The 25,929-nt window shown below is 48.5% G+C and carries 29 protein-coding genes; 13 read left to right on the top strand and 16 right to left on the bottom strand.

Annotated features, from left to right (window positions below):
* The first annotated feature begins 49 nt into the window (after window positions 1–49).
* Window positions 50–1,993: a DEAD/DEAH box helicase gene (locus PCAL_RS03240; RefSeq protein ID WP_011849290.1), complete on the top strand. Its 1,944-nt coding sequence runs from the start codon at window positions 50–52 to the stop codon at window positions 1,991–1,993.
* Here the strand turns inward: PCAL_RS03240 and PCAL_RS03235 are convergent.
* Complete coding sequence (locus tag PCAL_RS03235) at window positions 1,980–2,561, bottom strand: winged helix-turn-helix domain-containing protein (RefSeq protein WP_011849289.1); 582 nt, start codon at window positions 2,559–2,561, stop codon at window positions 1,980–1,982. The two genes, PCAL_RS03240 and PCAL_RS03235, sit on opposite strands and share 14 nt — an antisense overlap.
* A 116-nt stretch (window positions 2,562–2,677) precedes the next feature.
* Here PCAL_RS03235 and PCAL_RS03230 point away from each other — a divergent pair, with 116 nt between their 5' ends.
* The 4 genes from PCAL_RS03230 (at window position 2,678) to PCAL_RS03215 (ending at window position 8,420) form a co-directional block, all read left to right on the top strand.
* A complete protein-coding gene (locus tag PCAL_RS03230; RefSeq protein ID WP_011849288.1) occupies window positions 2,678–3,340 on the top strand; it encodes a hypothetical protein in 663 nt (220 codons plus the stop codon).
* 5 nt (window positions 3,341–3,345) lie between these two features.
* On the top strand, window positions 3,346–3,624 hold the full coding sequence (locus PCAL_RS03225; RefSeq protein WP_011849287.1) for a hypothetical protein: 279 nt from the start codon (window positions 3,346–3,348) through the stop codon (window positions 3,622–3,624).
* Window positions 3,625–4,180: 556 nt separating this feature from the next.
* Window positions 4,181–7,114 (top strand): isoleucine--tRNA ligase, encoded by a 2,934-nt coding sequence (gene ileS / locus PCAL_RS03220; RefSeq protein WP_011849286.1) that lies wholly within the window; start codon window positions 4,181–4,183, stop codon window positions 7,112–7,114.
* A 142-nt stretch (window positions 7,115–7,256) separates the two neighbouring features.
* Window positions 7,257–8,420: a phospholipid carrier-dependent glycosyltransferase gene (locus tag PCAL_RS03215; RefSeq protein ID WP_011849285.1), complete on the top strand. Its 1,164-nt coding sequence runs from the start codon at window positions 7,257–7,259 to the stop codon at window positions 8,418–8,420.
* Here PCAL_RS03215 and PCAL_RS03210 read toward each other — a convergent pair.
* Window positions 8,395–8,754: an Sjogren's syndrome/scleroderma autoantigen 1 family protein gene (locus tag PCAL_RS03210; protein WP_011849284.1), complete on the bottom strand. Its 360-nt coding sequence runs from the start codon at window positions 8,752–8,754 to the stop codon at window positions 8,395–8,397. The genes PCAL_RS03215 and PCAL_RS03210 overlap by 26 nt on opposite strands.
* 31 nt (window positions 8,755–8,785) lie before the next feature.
* Here PCAL_RS03210 and PCAL_RS03205 point away from each other — a divergent pair, with 31 nt between their 5' ends.
* Entirely contained in the window at window positions 8,786–9,463 is a 678-nt protein-coding gene (locus PCAL_RS03205) for a serine/threonine protein kinase (RefSeq protein WP_011849283.1), read from the top strand.
* Here the strand turns inward: PCAL_RS03205 and PCAL_RS03200 are convergent.
* On the bottom strand, window positions 9,440–9,955 hold the full coding sequence (locus PCAL_RS03200; RefSeq protein ID WP_193322860.1) for an RNA-binding protein: 516 nt from the start codon (window positions 9,953–9,955) through the stop codon (window positions 9,440–9,442). The two genes, PCAL_RS03205 and PCAL_RS03200, sit on opposite strands and share 24 nt — an antisense overlap.
* 205 nt (window positions 9,956–10,160) lie before the next feature.
* On the opposite strand from PCAL_RS03200, the gene PCAL_RS03195 reads away from it, so the two are divergent.
* Genes PCAL_RS03195 through PCAL_RS03180 form a run of 4 tightly spaced genes read left to right on the top strand, consistent with a single transcriptional unit; the run spans window position 10,161 to window position 12,910 of the window.
* Complete coding sequence (locus PCAL_RS03195) at window positions 10,161–10,907, top strand: helix-turn-helix domain-containing protein (RefSeq protein WP_011849281.1); 747 nt, start codon at window positions 10,161–10,163, stop codon at window positions 10,905–10,907.
* Window positions 10,900–11,976 (top strand): tRNA (guanine(26)-N(2))-dimethyltransferase, encoded by a 1,077-nt coding sequence (locus PCAL_RS03190; RefSeq protein WP_011849280.1) that lies wholly within the window; start codon window positions 10,900–10,902, stop codon window positions 11,974–11,976. Before PCAL_RS03195 ends, PCAL_RS03190 begins: the two co-directional genes overlap by 8 nt.
* Window positions 11,977–11,978: 2 nt before the next feature.
* Entirely contained in the window at window positions 11,979–12,482 is a 504-nt protein-coding gene (locus PCAL_RS03185; protein WP_011849279.1) for an AAA family ATPase, read from the top strand.
* A complete protein-coding gene (locus PCAL_RS03180) occupies window positions 12,479–12,910 on the top strand; it encodes an RNA-binding domain-containing protein (protein WP_011849278.1) in 432 nt (143 codons plus the stop codon). The genes PCAL_RS03185 and PCAL_RS03180 overlap by 4 nt, the downstream gene beginning before the upstream one ends.
* Here the strand turns inward: PCAL_RS03180 and PCAL_RS03175 are convergent.
* From PCAL_RS03175 to PCAL_RS03165, 3 genes are all read right to left on the bottom strand, one after another.
* Entirely contained in the window at window positions 12,907–13,377 is a 471-nt protein-coding gene (locus PCAL_RS03175; protein WP_226951989.1) for a TRM11 family SAM-dependent methyltransferase, read from the bottom strand. The two genes, PCAL_RS03180 and PCAL_RS03175, sit on opposite strands and share 4 nt — an antisense overlap.
* A gap of 182 nt (window positions 13,378–13,559) precedes the next feature.
* The gene (locus tag PCAL_RS03170; protein ID WP_011849276.1) at window positions 13,560–14,567 is read right to left on the bottom strand and encodes a DUF373 family protein; all 1,008 of its coding nucleotides are present in this window, start codon (window positions 14,565–14,567) and stop codon (window positions 13,560–13,562) included.
* On the bottom strand, window positions 14,567–15,556 hold the full coding sequence (locus PCAL_RS03165; protein ID WP_011849275.1) for a coiled-coil protein: 990 nt from the start codon (window positions 15,554–15,556) through the stop codon (window positions 14,567–14,569). Before PCAL_RS03165 ends, PCAL_RS03170 begins: the two co-directional genes overlap by 1 nt.
* Window positions 15,557–15,648: 92 nt before the next feature.
* Here PCAL_RS03165 and PCAL_RS03160 point away from each other — a divergent pair, with 92 nt between their 5' ends.
* Complete coding sequence (locus PCAL_RS03160) at window positions 15,649–16,368, top strand: helix-turn-helix domain-containing protein (RefSeq protein ID WP_011849274.1); 720 nt, start codon at window positions 15,649–15,651, stop codon at window positions 16,366–16,368.
* Between the two features lie 7 nt (window positions 16,369–16,375).
* Here the strand turns inward: PCAL_RS03160 and PCAL_RS03155 are convergent, their stop codons facing one another.
* Window positions 16,376–16,849 (bottom strand): ribosomal protein L13e, encoded by a 474-nt coding sequence (locus PCAL_RS03155; RefSeq protein WP_011849273.1) that lies wholly within the window; start codon window positions 16,847–16,849, stop codon window positions 16,376–16,378.
* 75 nt (window positions 16,850–16,924) lie between these two features.
* Here PCAL_RS03155 and PCAL_RS03150 point away from each other — a divergent pair, with 75 nt between their 5' ends.
* Complete coding sequence (locus tag PCAL_RS03150; RefSeq protein ID WP_011849272.1) at window positions 16,925–17,233, top strand: hypothetical protein; 309 nt, start codon at window positions 16,925–16,927, stop codon at window positions 17,231–17,233.
* Window positions 17,234–17,556: 323 nt separating this feature from the next.
* Here PCAL_RS03150 and PCAL_RS03145 read toward each other — a convergent pair whose 3' ends face one another.
* From PCAL_RS03145 to PCAL_RS03120, 6 genes are read right to left on the bottom strand one after another with little or no spacing between them, the layout of a single operon-like run.
* The gene (locus PCAL_RS03145; RefSeq protein WP_011849270.1) at window positions 17,557–17,865 is read right to left on the bottom strand and encodes an HIT family protein; all 309 of its coding nucleotides are present in this window, start codon (window positions 17,863–17,865) and stop codon (window positions 17,557–17,559) included.
* 10 nt (window positions 17,866–17,875) lie between these two features.
* Window positions 17,876–18,871 (bottom strand): transcription initiation factor IIB, encoded by a 996-nt coding sequence (locus tag PCAL_RS03140; protein ID WP_011849269.1) that lies wholly within the window; start codon window positions 18,869–18,871, stop codon window positions 17,876–17,878.
* 39 nt (window positions 18,872–18,910) lie between these two features.
* Window positions 18,911–19,885 carry a replication factor C small subunit gene (locus tag PCAL_RS03135; protein WP_011849268.1) on the bottom strand — a complete coding sequence of 325 codons (975 nt, stop codon included), beginning with the start codon at window positions 19,883–19,885 and terminating at the stop codon, window positions 18,911–18,913.
* The gene (locus tag PCAL_RS03130; RefSeq protein ID WP_011849267.1) at window positions 19,882–20,319 is read right to left on the bottom strand and encodes a hypothetical protein; all 438 of its coding nucleotides are present in this window, start codon (window positions 20,317–20,319) and stop codon (window positions 19,882–19,884) included. The genes PCAL_RS03135 and PCAL_RS03130 overlap by 4 nt, the downstream gene beginning before the upstream one ends.
* On the bottom strand, window positions 20,316–21,485 hold the full coding sequence (locus PCAL_RS03125; protein ID WP_011849266.1) for an OBG GTPase family GTP-binding protein: 1,170 nt from the start codon (window positions 21,483–21,485) through the stop codon (window positions 20,316–20,318). The genes PCAL_RS03130 and PCAL_RS03125 overlap by 4 nt, the downstream gene beginning before the upstream one ends.
* 25 nt (window positions 21,486–21,510) lie before the next feature.
* Entirely contained in the window at window positions 21,511–22,182 is a 672-nt protein-coding gene (locus PCAL_RS03120; protein WP_011849265.1) for an enoyl-CoA hydratase/isomerase family protein, read from the bottom strand.
* A 95-nt stretch (window positions 22,183–22,277) separates the two neighbouring features.
* Here PCAL_RS03120 and PCAL_RS03115 point away from each other — a divergent pair, with 95 nt between their 5' ends.
* A complete protein-coding gene (locus PCAL_RS03115; RefSeq protein WP_011849264.1) occupies window positions 22,278–23,594 on the top strand; it encodes an NADP-dependent isocitrate dehydrogenase in 1,317 nt (438 codons plus the stop codon).
* Window positions 23,595–23,597: 3 nt separating this feature from the next.
* On the opposite strand, the gene PCAL_RS03110 is transcribed toward PCAL_RS03115, so the two are convergent.
* The 3 genes from PCAL_RS03110 to PCAL_RS03100 are packed head-to-tail and all read right to left on the bottom strand — an operon-like array spanning window position 23,598 to window position 25,918.
* Window positions 23,598–24,071 carry a GNAT family N-acetyltransferase gene (locus PCAL_RS03110; RefSeq protein WP_011849263.1) on the bottom strand — a complete coding sequence of 158 codons (474 nt, stop codon included), beginning with the start codon at window positions 24,069–24,071 and terminating at the stop codon, window positions 23,598–23,600.
* Between the two features lie 31 nt (window positions 24,072–24,102).
* Window positions 24,103–24,960 carry an NMD3-related protein gene (locus PCAL_RS03105; RefSeq protein WP_011849262.1) on the bottom strand — a complete coding sequence of 286 codons (858 nt, stop codon included), beginning with the start codon at window positions 24,958–24,960 and terminating at the stop codon, window positions 24,103–24,105.
* Between the two features lie 4 nt (window positions 24,961–24,964).
* Window positions 24,965–25,918, bottom strand: a complete 954-nt coding sequence (locus tag PCAL_RS03100) for a DNA cytosine methyltransferase (protein ID WP_406626758.1) — start codon at window positions 25,916–25,918, stop codon at window positions 24,965–24,967.
* Between the last annotated feature and the right edge of the window lie 11 nt (window positions 25,919–25,929).

The raw sequence follows: 25,929 nt of genomic DNA, 5'->3' as shown, positions 1-25,929 counted from the left end.
TTGCCCTACTATATAAACCTAGCTTATAAATGCGGTTCTCAGTTATTTTGTGCCGCGTTTCTGCGTTGTCATAAACGGCGTTGCAGTGTATAGAGAGTGGCAGTGGGACAAAATAGTTAAAGTAAAAGAGGAGCTGAAGCGGCTTGGCTTTAAGTGGGATGGCTCTTGTTGGTCTACTAAGACTCGGAACCTCGCTGTGTTGAGTGAGGTGAGGCGGTTGCTGAATTTAACCGGTGAAGAGTACCTCTCTCTTCTCTCCGCATTCTCATTTGACGTGTCTGGCGGCGCTGTGGCTATTTCTGGCCCTCTTCCGGAGGATCTAAGGCGGCACGTCGTAGCGTCAGACGGCGACGTCCATGTAGTTTCGCTTTCGGGGTTTTTGAGGAGTTTTGTAATGGAGAGCCGGGAGATTTCCCAAGTGGAGAGTTTTGAGGAGTTTGTGGACTTGGGCGTCAAGAGGCTTCTGGAGTTGCTCAAGGGGGCACAAGTGTGGGGGAACTTGGACGAGGCTGTTAAAAACGCGAGGGAAATTGTTCTTGCGTCTGATAGGCTTAGAGAGGCGTTTAACAGGCGGAGGAGTTGGCGAGTTGCCGTGGTGGGGCCTAACTACGCTAAGTTGAATTTCTTGGCCTCTGGCCTCTTGAAGAGGCTGGCAGAGCTTAAGCTGAAATACAACGTGGTTAAGAAAGACGGCGAGTTAGAAGAAAGAGACTTGAAGCTCGTCAAAGTGGAGAAGGGCGACACGTATTTACTTAAGTTCCCTGTCTTCGTGAGAGATAGGGTTGTAAAAATCCTAAGGGAGTTGGGCTACGTAGCCCAACTGGCTGAGGTGGAATACCCAAAGGTGAGCTACAAGAGGGAGTTTTCACTATTCCCGTTTCAGGCCGAAGCTGTGGAAAACTGGGTTGCCCACGGCATGAGGGGCACCGTGATTATACCAACTGGAGGGGGCAAGACATTTGTGGCATTGGAGGCCATGTACAGGGCTGGAGTGTCGGCCCTAGTTCTAGTTGTCACTAGAGAGCTGGCGTTGCAGTGGGTTGAGCGTATTAGAAAGTTCCTCGGCGTACAGCCGGGCATGTTGGGCGGCGGAGAGAGGAACGTAAGAGATGTCACTGTGGCGATCTACAACTCGGCTGTAAAGTACGTGGACGAGTTAGTGGGCCGCTTTGGCCTAGTCGTATTCGATGAGGCGCATCACGTGCCCGCAGAGACGTTTAAAGAGGTTGCGCTTAACATAGATTCTCCGTTTAGACTCGCCCTCTCCGCGACACCAGAGAGGGAGGATGAAAACGAGCACTTGATATTTGAGGCGGTTGGGCCGCCTGTTTATAGGGCGTCGTATCGATCTATGATTGAGTCTGGGCTAGTGGTTCCAGTAGAACACTACCGCGTTTATGTGAAAATGGACGAAGAAGAGGCGCGCGCCTACGCCTCGTTACCTCCTGACAATGCAATTTTGTTGCGCAACGTCGCCGCCAAAAGCAAGGCGAAGATCCCAGTCGTCCTACAGATTGTGTCTAGGGAAGTTGCACTTGGCTCAAAGGTCTTAGTCTTTACGCAGTTCATTGACCAAGCCGAGGAGTTGTACAAGAGGCTCAGAGAGGCGGGTATACAGGCCGAGTTAATTACCTCGGAAGAGGGGGGGCGCGAAGTTGCCTTAAGAAGGTTTAGCGCTGGGAAGAGTCGGGTGGTTGTAACAACCACAGTCCTAGACGAGGGGGTGGATGTGCCAGACGCAGATGTGGCAGTCGTGGTCAGCGGCACTGGATCTAGGCGTCAGATGATCCAGCGGGTGGGCAGAGTGGTTAGGGCGTCGCCGGGGAAGAAGGTGGCGAGGGTCTACGAAATAGTCACGCGGGGAACGATAGAGGAGGCGTTGTCTGAGGCTAGACACTTCGACGACTTTATAGAGGAGGCAGTGTGTAGGAGAGTTCTTGAGAAGGAGTTGGCCGCGCTGTTAAAGAAGCCGACGCTGTCTAACTGGTTTTAACCTCCTTTGAGTAGCTCTCAAACTTTTTCACGAGCTCGGGCGAGTCTTGGTCCTCGGGCACCAGTATTACGAACTCCACGTCTCCCTCGGCGTATCTGTACGATCTCCAGTATCTGAATCTCAGCTCCTTGGGTAGGTATATCATTGCCAGTTTCCTCTCGCCGAATGCGTGTCTAAGCTTGCAGCTGCACCCATCTATTGGCTGGTCAGAAATTATGTAGTACCCAGTGGAGCAGTCACACATCCAGTACTCCTTATCTCTTACCCTTGTGAATATGAATGTGTCAACTCTGTCATCTACTCTTCTATATATGGGCTCTACTACTCCTTCTATGTATAACACAGGCTCTATGGAGAAGTGCAACGGCGCAACTGCCACATAGCCTGAGGCAAGGCGCCAGTAGTACTTCCTATTTTTCTTGACGGGCTCTACTGTCCCCTCGAAGTACAGCTTGTTCAATATCTTTAGAACGCGGTGTCTCGGCTGGCCGAGGATTGCTACAATGTCAGATGTGGTCAATTCACCCTTCTCGCGCAACAGTTGCAGAATAGCCTCTTTTAACTCCATACATGCTGTATCACGTATTATATTTAAATTTTTAACGCTTTGACAACTGGCGTTGTATTACATCGGTGGTATTGGTAGTGATGCGCCCTCTTTTTTAATGAGGCAGATCCTCTATCGTGGCTACTGTACAGAGATCGATAACTTTTCCGCCCATTAGACTCAAGAAGATAGATGAGTACATCGCGTATGTGGCTAAGTACAGGCCGTCGCCTCATCAGCTGAAGAGCGCCGGGCTGGATATTGGGAGAGGGCGGGGAGATATCACAAGATTTCTTGAGAGAGTTGGCGTAGTTGCTTCTGGCGATGTAGTTGAGTTGACTGAGGTGGGAAAGCTCCTTGTCTCCATTAGGGAATCTATAGGCGTAGCGGTGTACCACGCCTTGCTCTACCAAAGAGTGCCGCAGTATAGACTACTTATAGACGTGGTAAAAGATGGCGTTGGCGAATTTTCTCACATATACGCGGAAGTGAATAGGAGAATCGCCGTTATTTCGCCTACTGCTTGGCTGAACAAAGTGGCGTTTAGAACTCTTCTCCAAATTGCCCAAGACCTTGAGGCGGTTAGAAAGATGAGCAGCGTCTACACCTATGTGGGAGACCCAGTGGAGCGTGCAGTTCTACAATACTTTACAAGCTCTGCCGTCAAAGTAGGCGCAGACTACTACACCTCGCTGGACAGAGTCTTGTTCAAGGAATGTGGAAAACTTGGGCCGAGCGGCTTGTACAAAGTCGATGTGAAATGTGTAATTGAGAAGATATATACCTCCTTTGTGCCTTAGCTTAGATGAAGAAAAGAAAAGAGGAGAGGAGAGGGCCCACGTTGTTTGACTTCGTTGAAGATAAGAAGAGGGAGAGGGCCGAGGCTAGAGACTTCTCCGAGGAGTTTTTACTCTTCGTAAAGTCAAGGGGTAGCGTCACTAAAACTGAGGCGCTCCAATGGGCCAAGTCTAGGGGGGTCACCACTGCGGAGTTTATAAGGGCTGTGGAAAAGCTTGTGTCTGAGAAGAAGATTAGGAAGCGGCTCAACGACGAAGGCGAATTAATCTACGAGGCGTATGGATAGGCTCTAGTGATGTTATACACCGCTACTATAAATGTGCCGTTGTAAATCACCCGTATACAGGAGGCGACAACGATGTTTCCCTCCGTGGAATTCGTAAAGCAGTTGGCGTGTCTCGTTGCCTCAAATACATACTTTTCAGAAAGCAGTGAAACTGTTATTTGACCTATATATAAAAGTAAGATAATAGCTATTGAAAATAAAGTTATACACACTATGATTTCTGCTATATTCATTTAAATGCTTTAAAAAGCAAGTCGATGTAGTAAAACGAGGTTGTTAATAAGTAGAGTAGGGCCAACGCAAAGACTAACATGACCAAGTGGTATAAGAATCTCATAGGGTTCTTGTAAAATACGTCATATATTCTATGTCGTCATATATATATTTTACTAGTTTTTCAAACTCGTCCACCGGTAGTAAATATAGCACTATAGCTATTAATAATGCAACTATCAAGGAGACAATCGTTGTATATAACGCTTCCTCTACCACCACGTGTTAAGAGTGTTTTAAAAAGTACCTGAACGCTAAAATACTTTAAATCTCCGCCACATCAATGCGCCATGGGGATTTCAAGCTTGGACACACTTACAGCCCCCACAGCGTTGAAAAAGAGGTAGCTGAGTTTTGGAACAGCAACGGCATCTTCCATAAGTGGAGGCAGTGGCGTGGAGGGCCTAGGTTCACGTTTCTAGAGGGGCCCCCTACGACGAATGGCATGCCTCATGTAGGCCACATACGCGGTAGGACGTACAAGGACGTCGTACTGAGGTTTCACAGACTTCTGGGCTACGATGTGTGGGTCCAGGGCGGCTGGGATATGCAGGGCATGCCGGTGGAGTGGGAGGTGGAAAAGAGGCTCAAGTTGCGGAGTAAGAAAGACATTGAGAAGTATGGTCTCGAAAAATTTGCCCTCGCATGTAACGCGCTAGTCGACGAGTACCTAGAGCAGTGGAAAGAGTGGGGCACTAGGAGGCTAGGCCTCTGGCTCGACCTAGATAACGCGTATGAGACGAGAAAGCCCAACTATCTTGAATACGCCTGGCGCATTGTTAAAAAGGCGCATGAGATGGGCCTTCTGACAGAGGACTACAGAGTCCTCTGGTTTTGCCCCAGGTGTGAAACCTCGCTGAGCGACCACGAGGTAGCACTAGGCTACGAGGAGCGAGAAGACCCTTCTATCTATGTAAAATTCAGAGTCGAGGGAAGCGAGAACGAGTACTTAGTTATCTGGACTACTACTCCCTGGACCTTAATAGATAATGAGGCAGTAGCTGTACACCCAGATTATACATATGCCAAGGTAGAGGTAGGCGGCGAGAGGTGGTGGGTCGCTGAACAGCTTGTGCCTAAGCTTATGGAGCTCTGGGGCATAAAGGAGTGGAAAATCTTAGAAGTAAGGAGGGGCAAAGAGCTCCAAGGCCTACGCTACGTGCATCCCTTCCACGAGGAAGTGCCAGAGAGGGGCACAAGGCCTCACTACGTAGTAGTTGCCGACTTCGTCACCTTAGACCAAGGCACAGGCCTTGTCCACATAGCGCCTGGACACGGCCCCGAGGACTTTGAAGTGGCCAAAAAGTATGGACTGAAGGTAACCAACAGCGTTGAAGTAAACGGCGTATATAACGAGCTAGCCGGCAAATTCGCCGGGAAGTACGTCCACGACGTGGATAAAGAGGTGATTGACGAGCTGAAGAAGAAGGGGCTTCTGGTCTATGCTGAGAAAATTAGGCACGAGTATCCTCACTGTTGGCGTTGTGGCACAAAGCTAATACTGAGGGCCGACCGCCAGTGGTTTATCGCAGTTTCAAAAATACGTGAAAAAATGTACGCAGAGCTTCAGAGAGTAAACGTGGTGCCCCAGAAGCTGAGGGATAGATTCGACGTATTTGTACAAAACGCCAGAGACTGGAACATAAGCAGGAGCAGGGTGTGGGGCACTCCTCTCCCAGTGTGGCGATGCAAGAAAGATGGCAGAATTCTAGTGGTTGGATCAATAGAGGAGTTAAAGCGGCTTGCAAAAGAGCTTCCGCCAGTGGACGATTTTAAGCTAGTCCACAGGCCCTGGATAGACTCTGTAGTATTAAAGACCGAGGACTGCGACGAGTGGGCCCGCGAGCCGTATGTCATGGACGTGTGGCTCGACAGCGGCGTGGCGTGGATCGCCGCAGTAGACGGCGAAAGAAACAGGGAGCTGTGGACCCAGCTCTTCCCATACGACTTTGTAACAGAGGGGATAGACCAGACGAGAGGCTGGTTTTACTCCCTCCTGGCCACCTCAGTCTTATACACAGGCAAAGCCCCATATAAGACAATTCTAATACAAGGACTAATACTAGATAAGCATGGGCAAAAAATGTCAAAGAGCAAGGGAAACGTTGTCTGGGCTAAAGACCTCTTTGAAAAATACGGCGCAGATCCAGTGAGACTTTACATACTCTCCAAGGCTGCTCCCTGGGAAGACTTGGCATTTGACCCCGACGAGGTTAAACACGTGATAAGTGACTTAAACATACTGTGGAACGTGGTGAAATTCGCAGACACGTACATGTCCCTAGACGGGTTTTCCAAAGACAAGTACCCATTAGAGGAGTGGCTCAACAAGGCCCTAGAAGAGGACAAGTGGCTTTTATCAGAATTAAACCTTCTCACGATAAAGGTAAAGGAGTATTTGAGGAACTTCGAATTCCACAAGGCCGCTAACCTGTGGAGAGAGTTCGTGGTAGAGACCTTGAGCCACAGATATATAAGACTGCTCAGGAGACGGGTATGGCTTGAGGAGTCTACTCCAGACAAATACGCAGCATACTCCGTCCTCTTCCACGTGCTTAAGAACGTGCTGATAATAGGCTCAGTCTTTGTGCCATTCGCCACAGAATATCTATGGCAAGCCTTTGTGAGAAAGTACGACAAAGAAGCAGAGGAGTCCGTCCACTTGGCCAAGTACCCAGAGGAGGGGGCAGTGGAAGAGGAGCTGATAAAAGTATACGACGAATTGTTTAAGGTCTTCTCAGTGCTTGCCGAGGCTAGGAACAAGGCAGGTATAAAGCTCAGGTGGCCCATCAGAGAGGCGTATGTGGTCGGCGCCAGCTACGTAGATAGGTATAAAGAGGCGTTGAAGTACCTGGGCAATGTAAAAGAGGTAAAAGTGGGCAAGTGTCCCGAGGGTTACGTCAAAGCAGCAGAAGAGGGAGTTGAAGTGTGTATACCTGGGAAGCTGGAGCCTGAGCTGTTCTACGAGGCGCTGAGTAGAGAGATCGTGAGAAGAATCCAAGTAATGCGCAAGGAGGCTGGGCTTCAAATAAATGACACGATACGCGTCGTCGTAGACACGGCCTCGGACGAGGTAAAGAAGGCCGTTGAGCTTTTCCGCGACTACATAATGCGTGAGACTAGGGCCGTTGAGCTGAGCGTAGAGCATGCAGACGAAGGCAAGGAATGGGACATATTAGGGGAGAAAGTTAAGATATCTGTGAAATCAGCTGGGTAGGGGCGTCTTCACATTTTCATTGTAGAACCACATCGTCATCGTTTATATTCCGCTGAGATTTTTTAAATGTGATGACAATGACCGCTGGCGACCTCGTGACCGGGGTATGCAGCGCTGATAAACACGCCACAGCTTGTGACATATGAAATACGCCGTGGCTCTCCTAGTCGTACTGGCCGTATACGCATATCTCGCATACTCCGTGGCCTCCCTAGGCGGCGTAGACGGCTTGCCCGATGGCCCCGGATACATAAGCGACGAGGTGTGGTATGTCACATCGGCGCGCAACATTTTGCACGACTTCTTCAAGACCCCCGCCTCATCGCCGTATTACACAACCACCTGGCCCTGCGTCAGCAACGCCACTGTGGTAAAGACGTACAAGGAAATAGACGCGGTGACAGTTGTGGGAAATGTCACATGTTACGTCAGGCGGGGGTTCCCCTATCCAGATAAAGAGGGCATCTTGACTTACTACAACTTAGAACATCCACCGCTCGCCAAGTACGTGATAGCGCTAATGGAAGTTGTCAGAGACGAGCCCATCTTTTGGAGAGCCCCGTCAGTTGCTCTAGGCGCTGGCACTCTGCTCCTCGTCTATTTAACTGCGCGCAGGCTAACCGGCAGACTGTGGGCCTTGGTGACCACGACATTGATGCTGTTCGATAGCACTTTCAGAGCCATGGCCGGCATCGCCATGCTTGATATATATCTCGCGTTTTTTACAGCACTTTTGACATACTTCTACGTGGCTGGGAGAGATTTGGCGACAGGCGCCGCCTTAGGTCTCGCAGTTTCTGTCAAGTACTCCGGGGCTTTTCCAATATTCGGCCTGGCCTATTTGTACGCTAAAAAGAGCTTGTGGAAATTCGTCGCAGTGGTGCTTATGGCCACCTCTGTTTTCTTACTCGTCAACATGCCAATGGCCGCCCAGTTGGGCCTACAGAGGTGGCTCCATGAAGTCCTCGCCGCGTTTGCATGGCACACGACCTCGCGGCCAGAGGGGCCAATAGCCTCAACTCCCTTGGACTGGCTAATTATGCGCAACAGCTTCGCGCTCTATCTAAACCCCAACATTTATGCAGGCGGAACGCCCGCGTACTTGCTCGCACTAATATACGCTATTTACAAACGCGACGACGTCTCAGTGCTCTACATCTCGACGTATGGGGGCTACTGGATTGTATATGCGCTTGGAAATCGCACGCTCTACTCTTTCTACACTGTCCACTTCTCCCCCATCGCCCACATACTCTTGGCACAGCTTCTAGCCTCTGTTGCTAAACCTTGGAGGACTGTATCTTAGACAACTTTTCGTAAATGTCGAGAAGAATAGACATAGACCTTAGGTGGTCCACCATCTCCGATGCGCTTAGCTTCTCCAACTCGCGGCCTAGTTGCAGAATTTTGTCAAACACGATTCTCCTAACTTCACGTAGTTGCACCACTTCAACCGCTTGCTGAGCCTCCTCGTCGCTTTTTACTAACACCACCGTGCGTTCGCAGTTTGCGCAATATAGCTCTCCGGTCTTCAGTTTTACTAAAACTGTGCCACAAACTGGACATGTATACGAGGTAAGAGTGGCGCCTGCCCTAACTAGCTGGGCGATTCTCTTCACCACATCTCTCTCCTTTTCCACAAAAGCCTATAAGCAGTAGGTATAAAAGCCTGTGGACACGGTGTATATACTTGCGTCTACGCTAGGAGGCGGGCTGACACACGCCGTTGAAGTACATAGACAACTAAGGGAGCTAGAGCTAGAGCTCTTGCCCGGCGGCGCCCTACTGCACAACGGTGTCTACGTCGTCGGCAAGGGGACGAACAGCGTAGTATTTCGGTGCAAGCCTAGGGTAGGAAATCTACAACTCGCGTGTAAAATTAGGAGGGGAGACTCCACTAGGCCGTCGCTGGCATTGGAAGGGCAGTACCTACACCTAGCCAATACAGTGGGAGTGGGCCCCAGATTGTATACGTACAGCAAAGACGTCTTGGCCTACCGCTTTATCAACGGCGTGGACATAGCCACGTGGTGGAAGTCGGCGACGCCAGAAAAACGGCGTAGCCTTGTGCAAGACCTTCTTACACAAGCGTTTCTACTCGACGAGATAGGCCTGTCCCACAACGAGTTGGCCAGGCTTAGAGACCACGTACTAGTGGAAGAGGACAAGCCCATAATCATGGACTTCGAGTCCGCGTCTCTGGGCAAGAGCCACAACGTGACTCAAGTGGCCAACGGCTTGTCACACCTCGGCTTAAAGCCTCCGCTTGAAGCACTGAGGCGATATAAGGCAGCCCCCTGTAAAGACAGTTTTACAGAGGTGCTATTAGGATTTCTTAGCCAACTCTAGGGAAATTTGCCACAGCTTATCACCAAGGTGGTGTATGTTCAACAAAACCTTCCCCTTTTGCATTTGGACTATTTCTGACTTTGAAAACAAGGCCACTGCGACTGCGATTACCCGCCCCTTTTCATCTGATACAAGCACCACATCCCCTCTGTTAAACTCGCCTACAAGCTCCCTTATTCCCGGCCTCATAATATCTGCGCCATTTACTATAGGCTTGACCGCCCCCGCGTCTACAATAGCCCTTGGGTACTGAGGAAGCAGCTTGGCCTTACTCGATTTATGAACAAAGAAGAGCGTCGGCGCGACCACTTCACCCACGTCTTTAACCGACGTTTTCAAAAATAGAGGCTCGCCGTCGATGAGATATAGCGAGCTGTCGCCAGAGAGGGGGACTACCTCGACGACCTCGGCCTCATCTAGCACGGGCCCCATATGCGGGTAAATTTCCCTCAGCTCCCTCACCTCTCTGTTGCTTAACCTCATACGTTTCACATGTGCTACAACGCTACCATATATAAGTCAGGTCGGCGATTGAACAGAGGCAGATACACCCGCCTGTATATATGGAGAGAGGCGGCTGGTGCCACAAGACGCTTGGTCAGCCCATGAATGTCTCGTCACTGTTAAGACTTGCCAGGTCTCTTCATCCAATCTCCGCGGGCGTTGAACTTTTAAAACTTGGTCTCTTGTATAGACGTTGAAGTTGCTAGAGGCTACGTTAAATATTGTGAAAGCCCGTGGAGAGCCGCTATTCCTAGACGTATCTAGGCCATATGCTTATACTTTGGTCGCCGAAATAAACCGGGAGAGGATGCTAATAAGAATTGCGCAAAATGCGGAAGACGTCTCAGGGAGTTCTATAAAAGACCTCAAACTTCTCTCCTCTTACACCAATGTCACAAGTCTATGTATTACGTCAACTGTAAGGGGGGAGGTTCTGAGGCGCGGCGTAGTATACACAAGAGATAACATAACATTTATCTCACTATCAACATTCACAGACCTTGTAGACGGCAAGCCACCGATATTTAGGCTCAACCACGGGTCTATAACTGCGGCAGTGGACGGAAAGAAGTTGCGCCAAAGACGTGAAGAGGCGGGCATAAGCCTTGGCGCACTTGCCAAAGAACTTGGCGTATCTAGAGAGACCGTATATAGGTACGAAAGAGAGGAAATAGAGGCCCCCGCTAAAATAGCGCAGAAGTTGATTGACATGTTTGGGGAAGACGTGATAAAGAAGATAAGTATTGATAAAGTGCATGTGAGCGCTGAGGAGCTTGCGAGCAGAAGCTTGGGCAAAGACACGTACAAACTCGTGGACTCGCACCCAGATGCGCTTAGGGTTCAAGACAGGGTCCTCTTCATATCGACTTCGGCAGATAAATTCCAGAAGACCGTAGAATTAGCCAACGCCCTAGGCGTAGAAGTTGAGAAAAGTGGATGACTACGTAATAAGGCGAGAGGGCAAGGCGGTATTCTACGCCCCAAACCCCAAGAAGTACGACATATATTCAGCGCCGGTGTTTTACAACCCGGCCATGGAGAAGAATAGGACACTGTCTGTTCTCTTGCTGAAGGTCGCTGGCGCTCAGATGGGGGGTGGCTTGACCGTATGTGAGCCTCTCAGCGGCACTGGCATTCGTGGAATAAGATATGTAATAGAAAGCGGAGTTGTTGGAAAACTAATTTTAAACGATTTGTCAAAAGAAGCTGTACATGTAATTCAAAAGAACTTGTCTATAAACGGCGTAGAAGCAGATGTATATAACGAAGATGCAAATGTCTTGTTGCACAAACTCAGGGGGCAATGCGACGTAGTAGACGTAGACCCCTTCGGTTCGCCGGCGCCCTTCCTAAGCGCTGCATTTAGAGCTCTCAAAAATGAGGGCATTGTATGTGCCACTGCGACAGATACCGCAGTTCTCGTGGGCAGATATCCTAGGAAGTGTCTACGGAGGTACGGCTCGGTCATAAGAAAAAGCCCCTTCTACCTAGAGATGGGGCTTCGCAACCTAGTGGGATACGTGGCACGGATCGCCGCTTCTGAAGATTTTGCAATACGCCCACTCTTGTCGTACTGGGAAGGCCACTATTTTAGAACCTGTGTCTACGCCGTAAAAAGCGCAAAGGACGCAGATGACATGTTGCAGAGAGATGTGGGCTATGTGGAATACAGAAGGTATCGGAAAGTCACAAGGCGGCAGAGCGAATATACATCAGGCCCAGTGTGGATCGGCGAGTTAGGAGATCCGTCGATTGCCTTCTTTATGGCGAGGGAAGGCCAGTACAGCGACTTTTTAAAACTCTTGGAAGAGGAATACTCTGTGTCTCTTCCATGGTTTTACAAGTTACCCGAGTTCGCCGTGGACGGGAAGAGCCCGACGCTAGAAGAGGCCATGGCGGCATTAAGGAGGGCCGGAGTATACGCGGCACGTACACATATGGCCAGCGACGGCTTTAAGGCAGAGGCCACGTACGGAGAAGTGGAAAGAGTTTTGAGACGCGTGACTTAGCCATGCAATTTGTAGCTGTGGCTGGCCTACCTGGGTCTGGGAAAACCACCGTGGCCAAAATCGTGGAAAAGAGGGGATACGTGTATATGAGTATGGGGGATGTGGTTAGGGCAGTGGCGCAAAAGACTGGAATGACGCCCGATAAAGTCGCCGTGTTTATGAGACTTGAGAAAGGGAGGAGGGCCGTTGTCAAACACATACTAGAGACGGCAAAAGGCGAGAGATTTGTCATAGATGGCTTAAGAAGTCCAGAGGAGCTAGACGCCTTAGAGGAGGTGGGCAAGACATTCCTGATCTACGTAGTCGCGAGCAAGAGGACTAGATACACTAGGCTGTATAGCAGAGGTAGAAGCGACGACCCACTTACATATTCACAGTTTCTAATGCGGGACCTTAGAGAGCTGAAATTCGGCCTCGCCGATCTGTTGGCCCGCGCCGATTACATAGTTGTAAACGAAAACAAGACCATAGAACAGCTGGAAGAAGAGCTCTCCTTAGTGATATGAGAGTGGAGGCGGTGGTGGAAGTCAGGCTGACCGAGGACAAAAAGAAGGTCCTAAAGGCGTTGGAAAACGTGTTCACACCTGTGAATATTAGAGAAGAGCCCAGCGACGTAGGCGTAGTATTGATCTCCACGTGCGATGGCCATAAGTGTTTGGAGAAGCTACGGGGGGCAATATGGCGCCAAGGCATTCAAGACGCTGCGCGTAGCGTAATATCTAAAGGCGTCGTCGGCGAGGACACGGTTATCTTTTCCATAAATAAACAAGCGGCGTACGTAGGCGTAGTCAGCTTTGTGACAGAGCCAGGAGAATCCCCGCTGGGACCAATTACGTTCACAGTAAAGACGAGCAACGTGCGCCAGTTTATAGACTGGCTTGCCCCACGTACATATAGAGGTAAAGTGTACTACGAGGCTCCTCCCCCCGACTAGAGTTTTACAAAATACACAACTCTATAGAGGCCGCCGTGTAAATACATCACACAGCTCCTCAGATATGGCAAATCTACGTAGATGGGCGACGCCAATACGACGTATCCGCCCCTTTTAACATGAGAAAAGGCCACTTCTATAAACGCGTTAAGCAGAGCTCTGACTTCCATCGTAGACTTTGTAAGACGGCCATACGGCGGATCTCCCACAACCGCGTCAAATACCTTTGAAAATGGGGGTCTCAAAGCGTCTGAGAGCAGTAAGTCGCCCCGCACATTTAGCCTGGCGATGCGCAAAGCCCCCAGATCCACATCTGTGCCCACCACATGTCCCCCCACTCTCTCTACTTCGTACGCTATCGCGCCTGTGCCCACAAAAGGTTCCCATACGACGCTACCCGGCATAACTCTCGCCAAGTTTACCAATAGACGCGCCGTTACGTAGTCAAGCGTTTTTGGAGATCTCACAAGCGTGGGTAAATGCCTCTTAATTCTCTCTCCATTAACCGACTTAATGAGAGCAGACCTGTGAAATACTTGACAGGAGGGGCAAACAAACTCTAACGACTCCCCTCTCTCTTTAAGGACACAGCCACCTATTTCGGCCAACGCAAGTGCCTCTTCTACGGCTAGACAATGGAAGCGTTTACTTACCTCAACTCTGCACGTCTCCACTTGCCTCTGAGTAGATATACTAAGATTATTATAATGAAGATAGTAGATATATATTGAGCAATAGAAAACATGAGATCGAAAATATCAATTATTGGCTTAGTAATTTTCGGGAAGATAAAGTAGAAGAAGGACGATGCAATACTTCCGGCAACTATGCCTCCATATCTAACGCTTTTGGTTCTTATGTACGACTCTGTCACATATGATACGAAGGGGAGAGTTGCCACAATGACTGCCAGGTAGTCAGGCAGTATAGAACTTCCAATTATTGTGAAAACTATATGGTACACTATGGCAAAGAGCGAAAATAGCGTAATTATAAACGTGATTTCAAATCTCTTCAGTACGTTTCTTAGAAAATCATATATACCAAAACCATAGACTACCAAGAAAAACGAAATAAATAAAAACGTCATATTAATGAGGATTCTTACGATTTCCAGATTAGCCATAGAGCTCAGCAGTATTACAAAGGCAAGAAGCGCGGGAACTCCTACAGTATATCTTCTGTACTGAGGCTCTCTTACAGCTTTATCAAAGTAATACTTAAACAAAGTAACAGTTTCCTCAACTCCTCTTGCCTGTTTTACCACAACCCTATACACAGCAATCACGGGTCGCTTTATTTGAATAGCGTGCACAGACATCTCGTCAGTCGGGCCATCTGAGATAAAGTATATAGCATCTGCGTCAAAAAGAGCCAAAACTTCTTCGAGCTCCTTAACCACGGTCAAATCTGCCAACGCCGGGTCGGGAGAGCCGCTGACAATAGCCACGTTTACGTTCCCCTCTCCGTACTCGGAAACCAATTTGTCGTACGTCTTAACAGCCGCAAAGATCGCGTTAGCGTCGGAATCGTCTGGATTCATTAAAATATACTTGATGCCTGCTCTCAGCACTTCATCTCTGCCCACAATGGGAGTGTCTATTCCATGTGCCTTTAAGTCGCCGTCTCTATCTACATATAAGACGAGGAGGCGCACTACTCTTCTGGCAAGTAGCCTGCCTCAATTAAAATCTTAATTTCCTCGTGCGTGAGCCGCTCCCCGTTCATCAGCTTGTTGAATATCGCCTCGGCCCTCTCTTTCAAGCTTTGAGTTACACGCGCCTGCACTTGGGCCTTTGCTTTACTTCTCTCGGCTAACTCCAACGCCTTGAGCAAGACGTTGTACTTTTCCAACTCCTCTTGTACGCTTCTCCTCTTTTCTCTAAGCTCCTTACGGCGCAGGGCAAGCTGGAGAATCTCCTGCTTAATTTCCTCTCTCCGTTTTTTCAACTCCTCGCGCTTCTCCTTAAGAGACGCTAGTTCTTTGTAAATTTCTTGCCTAGAAGCCTTAAGCTGGGCAATTTCCTGCTTAATCGTAGAAAGATCTTGGACAAGTTTGGCAATTTCGTTACGTATTGCCTCTCTCCTATTTTTAAGCGCATCGGCTTGGCTCTTTAGCTCAGCTATATGTGCCCTTACTTTTTCCATAGAGTCTACAACGTTCAACTCTCTCTCGATTTGACTTATGTACTTGATAAACTGGCGTTCCCACTCTGGGTTCGTCGGCGAAGTTTCAAAAAGGTACTCCAACTGCTCAATAAGCCTCTTTAACTTCTCCTTCTCCGGTACTTTACCCCCAACATATTCATTAAGAGTAGATAATAAGTTTCGATATACTACCAGTTTTTCTCTATACTTTTGAAGATTTATATTTGTCTGAAGAAGCTCAGCCCGCAAAGACCTAATCTGGTTTATTATTTGACTTTTGCGCTCCACTAAAGAACCGATAAGCTCCCTCGTCTTTTGCAACTGCTCCCTCTTCCCCTCTATAAGAGACCTGACCTCGGCCAACTGTTTTCGTATCTCATCCAAGAGAGCTCTTTTAGAATTAATCTCGTTTGTTACAGCATCTATATTCTTTTGAATTTCATCAAGCTGAGAATTAATCTCGCGAATCTTCGCGAGAAGCTCCTCTCTGCTAAGCACGCCAGTAAAAAGACCAAAGGTTTAAATCTTATTGTCCCCCTCTTTCATTCGTTTCTAGACGAAAAAATAAAAAAGGGCTTGTATACTACTCTGTGGATAACGAACACAGACACATAGCAATCTATATAGCCGGCGACATAATTACATCGGACAACCCAGGTGAGGTGATAAAGAAGTGGAGACTAGTCTTTGGACTTACTCAGACTGCCTTAGCCACTCGACTGAACACCTCGCCGAGCGTTATCAGCGACTATGAATCGGGCAGGAGAAAGTTCCCCGGCTCGCGGTTCATCAGGAAATTTGTACAAGCGCTAATAGAGGCGGATCTTGAGCGAGGCGGCCACGTCTTAAATCTACTCCAGCGCCAGCTGTTAAGAGAGAGATTTTGGACAGCTGTAATAGACATGAGAGAATTCACAGAGCCTGTGCCCATTTCTACATTTTTACAAAGCATAGAGGCAGAGGTTTTAGTGCCGCCTCCGCAGACCTTGGACATATATGGCTACACCATCGTGGATAGTGTAAAACTAGTCTTAGAAGTCCCTTCAGTAGAATACGTGAGATTGTACGGAGGCACGTCGCAACGTGCCGCAATTTTTACAAAGGTATCCACAGGCCGCTCCCCCATAATAGCCATAAAATCTATGTCTGCCGTATTAAGCGTAAAACCCTCCATAGTAGTGCTCCACGGGATAAAGCAAGAAACTGTTGACCCCTTGGCTGTGGAAATTGCAAAGAGGAGCTACATACCTCTAGCTGTTACAAACATAACACTTGAGAAAATGATTGAAAATTTACGACGATTTAAGTAAAATTATACTATTCTTTGGACTCGTTTATTATCCTCGAAATTCTCAACACATTTCCAAGTCCTTTAGTGGCCTCGTGTCTCTTCTTCAGCCTCCTCTCCTTAGCCTTCTTCTTAAACTTGTAGTTGTGGGTCTCTCTGAATCTGGTCGAAATTAAGCCGCGCGACCTCCGCCCAGCGCTCGTCAGACCTCTAAACGCCCTGCCTCTCTTCCTCTTCACTTTAACGACTTTTGGAAGCGTAGGTTCAGGCGGCGTCGCTTTGCCCTCCAATACCTCTATAAGCCACTTCCTAAGGGCTTCCACGTTTTGAGGCCACACAGAGTCACGTCGCGTATCTACTGGCAGGCCTAAAAGCCTTGCTTGTTCTGCGTTAAGACCAACCTCTTTCAACTCGCCAAGTGAAAAGCCCCTCCCCTCTTTCCACTTGGTTACTCCACCGCTCTTGATGCTTCTTGGGACTTGTACCACAGGCTTGGGTATCATAAACGGGGGGAGGTACCATACCGGTTTATAAATCTTAGCTAGGTCACTATTTAATACCCCCACCAGTTTCGCGTAGTGCACAGGGCCCTGCTGGTCATAGCGCTCTTCAAGTTCCTAGTAGCCCTAGTTGCTTTCACCATCACATCACGCATAGACCCTGTGCTACTAGTGAGTTGCGTGCTTATGGCAATTTCATCTATAATTGTTCGCGTCGTAGAAGAGGGCGAAGTAGCCATAGTGTTAGTCGGCCTAATACTACTAATAGATAGCATAGGAGTTCTTTTATCATTTACACAAGTCTCTATTCTCTACGTGCTTACATATATTTTCTTCATTGTGTGGGACATACAAATTTTAATGCTTTTTAGACAATTAATACAGTAAATTACGTTATGACTTTTATACTTCTTACAATTCTATAAAAATCGAGGAAGCCCCACGCTTCAAAAACTATTGTAATACTTCCTGTGCCTGAGATAACGTTAATAATGTCATTCTTTACTTCTATAACAAGATTTCCATTAGTTTCAATTTTATAATTAAAATTTTGGACAAAGATTTTAAGCTTACTTAAATCAACTATTCCACCTGGCCTTACTACACTGGGCAGTGTATATTGTCTAAAAATATTCACTAATTTATAATCATGTTGCACTCGTTGAGTCACATATATTCCAAACGCTACAATTATTAGCGAGGAAAGAATTTCAATTGTTAAATTCATCTCCTAACAATCTCACTACGTCCTCATTTGATAAAGGCACTACTTTTATTCCTCCAAAAAAAGCAACGTTAACATCACCACACCAGCGGGGGATGATATGTACTTCATTACCATTGATGTATATATTGAACCCCTCTGGTCTCAGCTTCTCTCTTTCTGCCGCTAGTATTCTATCAATTTTCTGCTTAAGCATAACCAGCTCAGAAAAGGTTAAGTCAAAAACGGGCTTGCCAGTTTTCAGAACCAGATGCCCGCCGTTGAATGGCTCAGGCGGTACATCAACCGAGAGCACGGAGAAAAAGCTATTTGATTGGCACTTTAATATTGAGCGCCTTGGCCAACTCCTTGTAACGGTTTCTCACAGTGACCTCGGTCACGCCTGCGGCCACCGCGAAATCTTTCTGCGTCTTGTTATCGCCAAGCATTAGTGAGGCTATGTAGACCGCGGCTGCCGCGAGGCCCGCCGGGTCTTTCCCAGCCGTGATACCCGCCTTCTTCGCCTTTTGTAAAATGTCTATGGCAAGTTTTATCGCTTCGCCGCTGAGCTTTAATTGCTCTGCAATTCTAGATATGTACAACACGGGGTCGCTTATGGGAACTTTTACATTAAGTTCTCTAAGTAGGAGGCGGTAGCACCTAGCTACTTCTCTCCTCGAGGCCTTAGTATATCTAACCAATTCATCGAGAGGGCGCGGCATTTTTAACATACGACAAGCCATGTACAACGCCGCTGCGGCCATGGCCTCTACAGATCTGCCCCGTACCAGCTCTTTTTCAAGTGCTTGCCTGTAAATCTCCAAGGCCTGCTCTACGCAGGGCCTCGGCACGCCCATTGAGCTCTTTAATCTCTCAAGCTCCTGAGCCGCTTGGATAAAGTTGCGCTCATACGAAGTTTGAACTCTCGCCCTCGTCTGCCATTTTCTAAGCCTAATAACCTCCAGCTTTCGCTTTATGTCGAGCTCTTTTCCAGACACATCTCTATCTCTCCAATCTATCACCGTGGTTAAAGCCTCTGAGATGAGCCTTGTCAACGGCGCGCCGGTACGGGCCCTCTGGCCCTTCTCCTCGGAGGTGAAGGCCCTCCACTCGGGCCCTAAGTCAAGCAACTGCTCTTGAACCACGGTGCCACATACGATGCACACCACCTCCCCCCTCTCGTAGTTGTAGACAAACTTGTCGTTTCCACACACGGGGCAACTATATACCTCGCCTGTCTCAGAGACAAGGCTTAAATACCCCTCACTATCTCGATGAATACGGAATTTTAAGGGCTTGCCGGGCGGGGTAGCTGTAGACATCGCATTTAAAAACTTTTTGAGAGTATAAATACTTTTCGTTTACTTCACAGACGGTTGGTGAAACACAACTATTTTCCTAATTTTCGCAAGCGCGCCATAAATTTGGGCAAGCCCACGCGCCCCCCTCAAAATAGCATAATGGGCCCTGCCCACTATATACACAAGCTCAGGCTTTACATACTCCGGGACGTCGAGTCTTAACACCTCCCTGTGTAACTGCCTAATTATTTCAAGCTCTCCCACTCCGCCATCGACCACAAAGCCGTATATCTGAGTCAACGCCTTGTTGAAGCTCCCCTTCGTAGCCTCTTGAAGAACCTCCCTGAGTAGCCGGGGACTAACCATCCCAAGCGCCTTCGCGACCTCTTCCTCTGTCACCTCTCTGCTCACAGAGGCCGCCACTTGCAACGCATTAATGGCCTTCCTCATGTCGCCCTGGGTAAACTCGTAAATAGCCTCTAGCGCGTCGTCGCTCACCTTTACTCCCTCATTCTCGGCGATAAATCTGAGCCGGGATATCACGGCCTCCTTGGGCAAGGGGTTAAACCTAATCATAACCACGCGCGACTGAATGGGCTCGATAATGTTACTTACGTAGTTTGCTAGTAGTATGAATCTGGTGTTTTGTGCGTATATTTCCATTATTCTGCGTAGTGCTTGTTGGGCGTCTGAGGTCATGTTGTCTGCTTCGTCGAGTATTACGAGTTTGAAGGGGGCCTTTCCCACGGGCGCCGTTCTGGCGAACTCTTTTACTCGCTCTCTTATTACTCCGATTCCTCTCTCGTCTGAGGCGTTTAGCTCGAGGGTGTTCTCACGCCAGTACTCCCCATACAGCTCTCTCGCCAAGACCAGGGCCATCGTCGTCTTCCCAGTGCCAGGAGGCCCGTAGAAGAGGAGATGCGGCAAATTCCCCGCCTTGACAAACTCCCTAAGCCTAGCCTTAACCTCCTCAAGATCCACCACCTCCTCAAAACTACGCGGCCTATACTTCTCAAACCAAAAAAGCTCACTCATACGTAGAACTCCTCTGCAAGCTCCGTTTTAATGTATTGCCCACCTTTCTGCAACACGTAGCCCAGCCTATTGAGCAATTGCAGAAGCTCGTAGTCCCTCTCGTCTAACTTCTCCACATCCTTTGCCGACATGGGCAATTTGTCCAACAGCTTCCGAGCCGCTTCCTTGAGTACCACCACTTCTCGGTTTGCGCCTTCGTCGCGGAGAACTACGACAAGCCCCTTCTCTAAGGCCTGCCGCAACGCCTGTCTAGACTTGACCTCTGAAAGCGGAAGAAGCTTCTTCTCCCTCAGCACTTCTATGAACGCACGTGGCCTCTCCTCCCTTGCCGATGTTCCACGTTTTAACTCCCTAACCTCCTCCAGCAAGGTGTTGAGCAAAATTTCTATCTCGTCGAGTCTCTCGAGGATCTTTTTAACCTCGTCGCAGCTCATGCGTGAATTTCGACAACGTCCCCATCTTGTAGGACGTAGTCTAGCCCAACTCTCTTGGGCCAGTTGGGGAAATTCTCCCTCCTCCACACCACGGCGTATTTAAAGGTCTTCACAAGCGATGAGTGGATTTGATTAGCCACATCTCCCACAGTTGAGCCGGCCTTTACGACCAGGGGCTTTTCCATGTAGGTCTTCATGTGTATAGGCTTGGTAAAAACCCTAATCCTACCCGTAAGCCTTAAGAGATTCTCCAGGAGGCTCCTCCTAGAAATGTCGCAACTAGCCAGATTTGCCTCGTAGTATGGGATCCCCAGCTTGTTTAAGTACTCCAATACCTCCCCCCTGGGCTTGTATAAATCCCTCTTGGAAAGAATCACAATGGTCGGCTTATACTGGCGTTCAATGTACAAGGCTTCCTCAACGTCGTCCAGCGTAACCTCACCGTTTATGTAAACGACCGCGTGATATATCCCGTATTCGTTTAGAAGCTTTTTCACATCATTAAGTGTTTTACCTACTACTCGTCCAGAGCCTAATATCTGTATTCCACCAAGCCCCCTCCGCTCTATTTTCACATAATTCCTCGGCTGATATAGGTATATACCTTCATCCTCAAAGTATGATATAAGCCTCTCAACTGTTTCAAGCTCTACGCCAGAATCTACCACAAGTATAACCGCGTCCGCATTTCTGACAGAGGCTAGAGTAATCACGTTCACATCGCTCTGCTGTTGCACAAGTATGCTCGGCGTCTTTACCAACTGGACATAGACACCGTCTTCTATAAACATAGATGGAACAGGCTCCACGGTGGAAAAGGGAATGTCGTCCGGCTGAAGCGGCGTATTTGTAAGACATCGGATGAGGGCAGTCTTTCCAGAGCTGGGAGGACCCACAACGGCCACTTGCAGATCCCCCTCCTTGGACACATACAGACGCGAGCCGCCGCCAGATCTAAGACTCCTCTCCTTTTCCCTTCTCTCCTGAATTTCTCTCCTCAACTCAGCGATCCTCCTCCTAACCTGCTTTATTAACTTCTCAGTGCCCTTGTGCTTTGGGACAGTGGACAAAAACTCCTCAAGCGCCTTGAGCTTATCCTCGGGCGTCTTAGCCTCCATAACCTTAAGCCAGGCAGCCTTAGCCTCAGCTGGCAGATTCGCAGGCATCCGTCAAATACTCAATTCCGGGAATTTAGCTTTTCTTAAAAAACTCCCTAAGCCGCTTTACAGTCTCCTCCCGGGTCGCCACCTCGGCCAACTTGTAAAAAACGGGAATGGCCTCATCTACGAAGGAGACCAGCCACCTCCTATGGCTTACCACCTCGGCGACGTATGCAGGAGGAGAAAACAGCTTCTTGAGCTCCAAGTCTCCTACTTGAGAGACTATCCCAAAGTGAAAAGCCTCCTCGGCCGTAAATTCTCTGTTTAGCACAACTCGCAGATGCGCCGGGGCAAACAGCCTTCTACCAACAGCGGCGGTATACGGCGGAAATACGCCGAGATTTACCCCCTGTAGCGAAAACTTGTAATCACGCTTAGCGGCTACGACGTAGTCCATGAAGTAGAGAAACTCAACCCCAAAGCCGTACACGTCGCCATTGACTACGGCAATCAAGCGCCCCTCGCAACTGAGCAACTTTTTTACAAGCCTGTGAATTCTAAAAAGGTACTCCAACACCGCGTCTCGCCCCTGTAAAAACACCGAGAGATCTAGCCCCGATGAAAATACGTTGCCGGAGTTTGTTATAACGGTAATGTCTTTACACTCTATACCCAGAAGCTTTTCAATAAGCCTGTATGTAAATGCATTCCTCTTCTCTCCCTCCAGTGTTACAACAACAGGCCGACCAGAGCCCTCAGCCATGTAACTGCCCGACGTTAGTATAATAGCCAATTAACTAATACTGAGTGATACTTAGCCTAAGTAAAACATTTTAATAGTGGGCCCTGCCTCCCTCGATGTCGATAAATCTAGATAAGCTTAGAGAGTCTATACCAAACCTCGTACCGTACAACGGTAAATACGTAGAGCCGCCAGAGGGGGAATACGTCCAATACACAGGCCCCGGCCAGTTAAAAGTCCCCGACAAGGTGGTAATAGGCTACATAGAGGGCGACGGAATAGGCCCCGAAGTCGCCTACGCGGCAATAAGAGTAGCCAACGCCGCGGTGGAAAAGGCATATGGAAAAGCCAGGAAGATAATATGGTACGAAGTGGTGGTCGGCGAAAAAGCTGAAAAGCTCTTTGGGAACAGGCTCCCTGACCAGAGCATTGAGGTTTTGAAAAAAGTCAAGGTCTTTCTCAAGGCCCCATTAGAGACCCCGGTTGGCGGCGGGTTTAGAAGCATAAATGTGACACTTAGACAGCTATTCGACCTATATGCCAACATAAGGCCTGTCAAATACTTCCCAGGTCTCCCGTCGCCACTGAAAAAGCCGCAAGTAGATTTGGTTATATTTAGAGAGAATACTGAGGACGTATATGCAGGAATTGAGTGGCCTTATAATAGCCCAGAGGCCGCCAAGCTAAGGGAATTTCTCAAGAGAGAATTCGGCATATCAATAAGAGACGACGCGGGCATAGGGATTAAGCCCATAAGCAAATTTGGCACCCAGAGAATTGCGAGACTCGCCCTTAAATTCGCCGTGGAAAACAAGAGGAGAGTGGTCACCGTCATGCACAAGGGAAACATCCAGAAGTACACCGAGGGGGCGTTTAGAGAGTGGGCCTTTGAAGTCGCTAGGAACGAGTTTAGAGACTACGTGGTGTTTGAAGACGAGCTAGCCCAATACGGAGGAAAGGTGCCACCTGGAAAAATCCTTGTTAACGACAGAATAGCCGACAACATGCTTCAGCAACTTCTCACACGTACTAACGAATATGATGTAATACTTGCACCTAACCTGAATGGAGACTATGTAAGCGATGAGGCGGCAGGCCTAGTGGGAGGGCTAGGAGTAGCCCCCGGCCTCGATGTCGGCGACTGGGGCATGATGGCAGAGCCAGTACACGGAACGGCGCCCAAGTACAGAGGAAAGAACTATGTAAATCCCACTGCCACGATCTTGGCCCTAGAGCTATTGCTCAGATTCATGGGCTGGAGAGAGGCCGCAGACTTGATAATGAAGGGGATAGAAAAGGCGTACACAGAAGGCTACTTCACCGGCGATTTAGCAAGACAAATGGACGAAGAGGAGAGAAAACAACGGGTAAAAGAAGTCTTAGGCACACAAGAATTTGCCGACAAAGTAGTAGAATTAATAAAGGAATTATAAAAACTATATTTCTTTTGCAAAGAGATACTCTATAGGCCTAAAGTTCATCTTTTTATAGAAGTTCACCGCTATTTCATTGAGGGCGGGAAACGATGCCATGATTAACTCGGCGCCTTTCTTCCTGAGAAGTTCTATCCCCTCCATCATAAGTCTTTTACCAATGCCTTTTCTCCTATACTCTGGAAGTACGTAGAATTCTCTAATAACACCGGCATAACGCGGCTTGTAAAAAATCCTATCTTCAACATCACCTTTGAAAACACCCACTATTCTATCCCCCTCTACTGCAACTAACACCACCGAAGAGGGGCTTTCGAGTGCGTTTTCTACATACTTGCGAGATGCTTCTACGATCTCCGGCACCACCTCCAGAAGAGGGTCAAATTCTGCATTTAGACGTTTAAGACGAACTATAAGTTGCGTTATTGCATCTAAGTCTTCCCTTCTTGCCGGCCGTATAACCACCGTGGGATACATGGGTAGGAAGTTGTAGCGACCTTTTTAACAATTAACTTCCTTTGTATAGAACAGTTTTATGGACAAAATCCGAAATAGGTATTTGTTCATACCCCCCACTTTGGACATCACGAACACCTATATACTTGTTGTTTAACTCTGTAACCACCTTCTCACTTCCTCCTACTATTATCAAATCTCCCACCCGGTATGTAAATAGACGCACAAGATATGTCATGTGGTACACTTTTTTCCCATCTCTAATGCCTACGACTTTGGCGGTCTCCATGGCGTAACTCGGCCATGTCTCATGAATTACGCGAGCTAAGTGTCTGGCCAAATTTGCCGAAGTAGTATATATGTCAATGCCGCTTGCCGCTTCTTTAATACTAGAAACAAATCCTATTTTTTTACTTTTTAACTTTAATAATTCTTGCTCTACTATATGCAAAATTTTCTTTTTAAATTCAGCATCCAGTGGCCTTGGACTAGCCCTAATTTGAAGAACAGCCACCTCCCTCTTACTCAACTTCTCCATACAAACATTACATATGTCAAGCTTAAAAGGTATTCTTATATTGTACTTAAGTGTACGCGGCGGTATTTCTGGATGCGGAGATCCATGCAATGTGAGAAATAATTCGGCATAGTCTGTGAAGTCTCTAGCATCTATTTGTTCTACTTTTCCAACGACCTTGCCCTTTTCACTCAGTATCTTTAAGAAGACCTGATCCCCCCTCCCCCTCATCCATTTACCTTTTAAGAACACTGCGCCACAGTACTTGCATCGAAGAATTTCTCCTTCCCTGTACTCAACGAGAGGGTGTCGCTCGATGTAGCAGTCTTCGCACAGCCCCTCTATTAGTTTATCCACGAGGCGGCCACAGGAGGGGCAGGGCACCTTAGCCACGCCTCTACTCCCGCCTCTCTAAATATTTTTTCACCTCCACGGCGATTGCATACGCAAGAGGCGGCGGGACGCTCTCCCCCACTTGGTTGAACTGCGAGTCCTTAGAGCCGAAGAAGACGTAGTAGTCAGGGTACCCCATCAATCTGGCTTGCTCACGCACCGTGAGCACGCGGTGTTCTTCGGGATGTACAAATCTCCTAGATCCCATCACCGTGGGAGCCACGTCGTCCCACACTAGGCGTATGTAGTTCTCATAAAAGCCGCCAGCTCCCCTGTACTTCATTAAAGCCTCGCCGGGCCTTAGGCGCATAATTCTCTCCTGCTTCCTTGGGCTAATGGCGACAGACTCGTGGTTGGGCAGAAGGCCGCTGTCGGGCGGCGGCATTGAGTAAATTGCCTTGCGCACAGTGACTACGCCGGTTTTGGAGGGCCTTATTTCCACGTTGGATACGAACACGCGCCTTCTCCTACTAGGCACTCCGTAGTCCTCCGCATGGAGCACGTTGAAGTAGACCTCGTATCCCCACCTCTTGAACTCCTTCTCCAAGTACGTCCTCAGGGGCTCCTCTGCCAAAGCTGCGACGTTCTCCATAACAAAGATCTTTGGCCCAAGCTCTCCCACGAGCCTTATGAACTCAAGCGTGAGCTGGCCCGCGGGGTCTACATACAGCCGATCCGCTGGGTCGTCCATCCTGTTGGGATTTGCGGCGGTGAAGGGCTCACACGGCGGGCTCCCAATGACTACGTCCACTTTCCCCCAAGCTTCTAAGTCTTTGTAATCTACATCTCTAATGTCCTCCTGTAGCACTACCACGTCTGGGTGATTAAAGCTGTAGGTACGCGCGGCGTCTCTGTCTATTTCAACCGCTGTTAAAATCCTAAACCCAGCTTGTCTAAATCCGAGGGCAAAGCCGCCTCCCCCGGCGAATAAGTCAACGACGTTCATATTATGTTTCACTAGTGAGTAAA

Source organism: Pyrobaculum calidifontis JCM 11548, assembly GCF_000015805.1.
Lineage (GTDB): Archaea > Thermoproteota > Thermoprotei > Thermoproteales > Thermoproteaceae > Pyrobaculum > Pyrobaculum calidifontis.
This window is presented reverse-complemented; position numbering and strand designations above follow the sequence as displayed.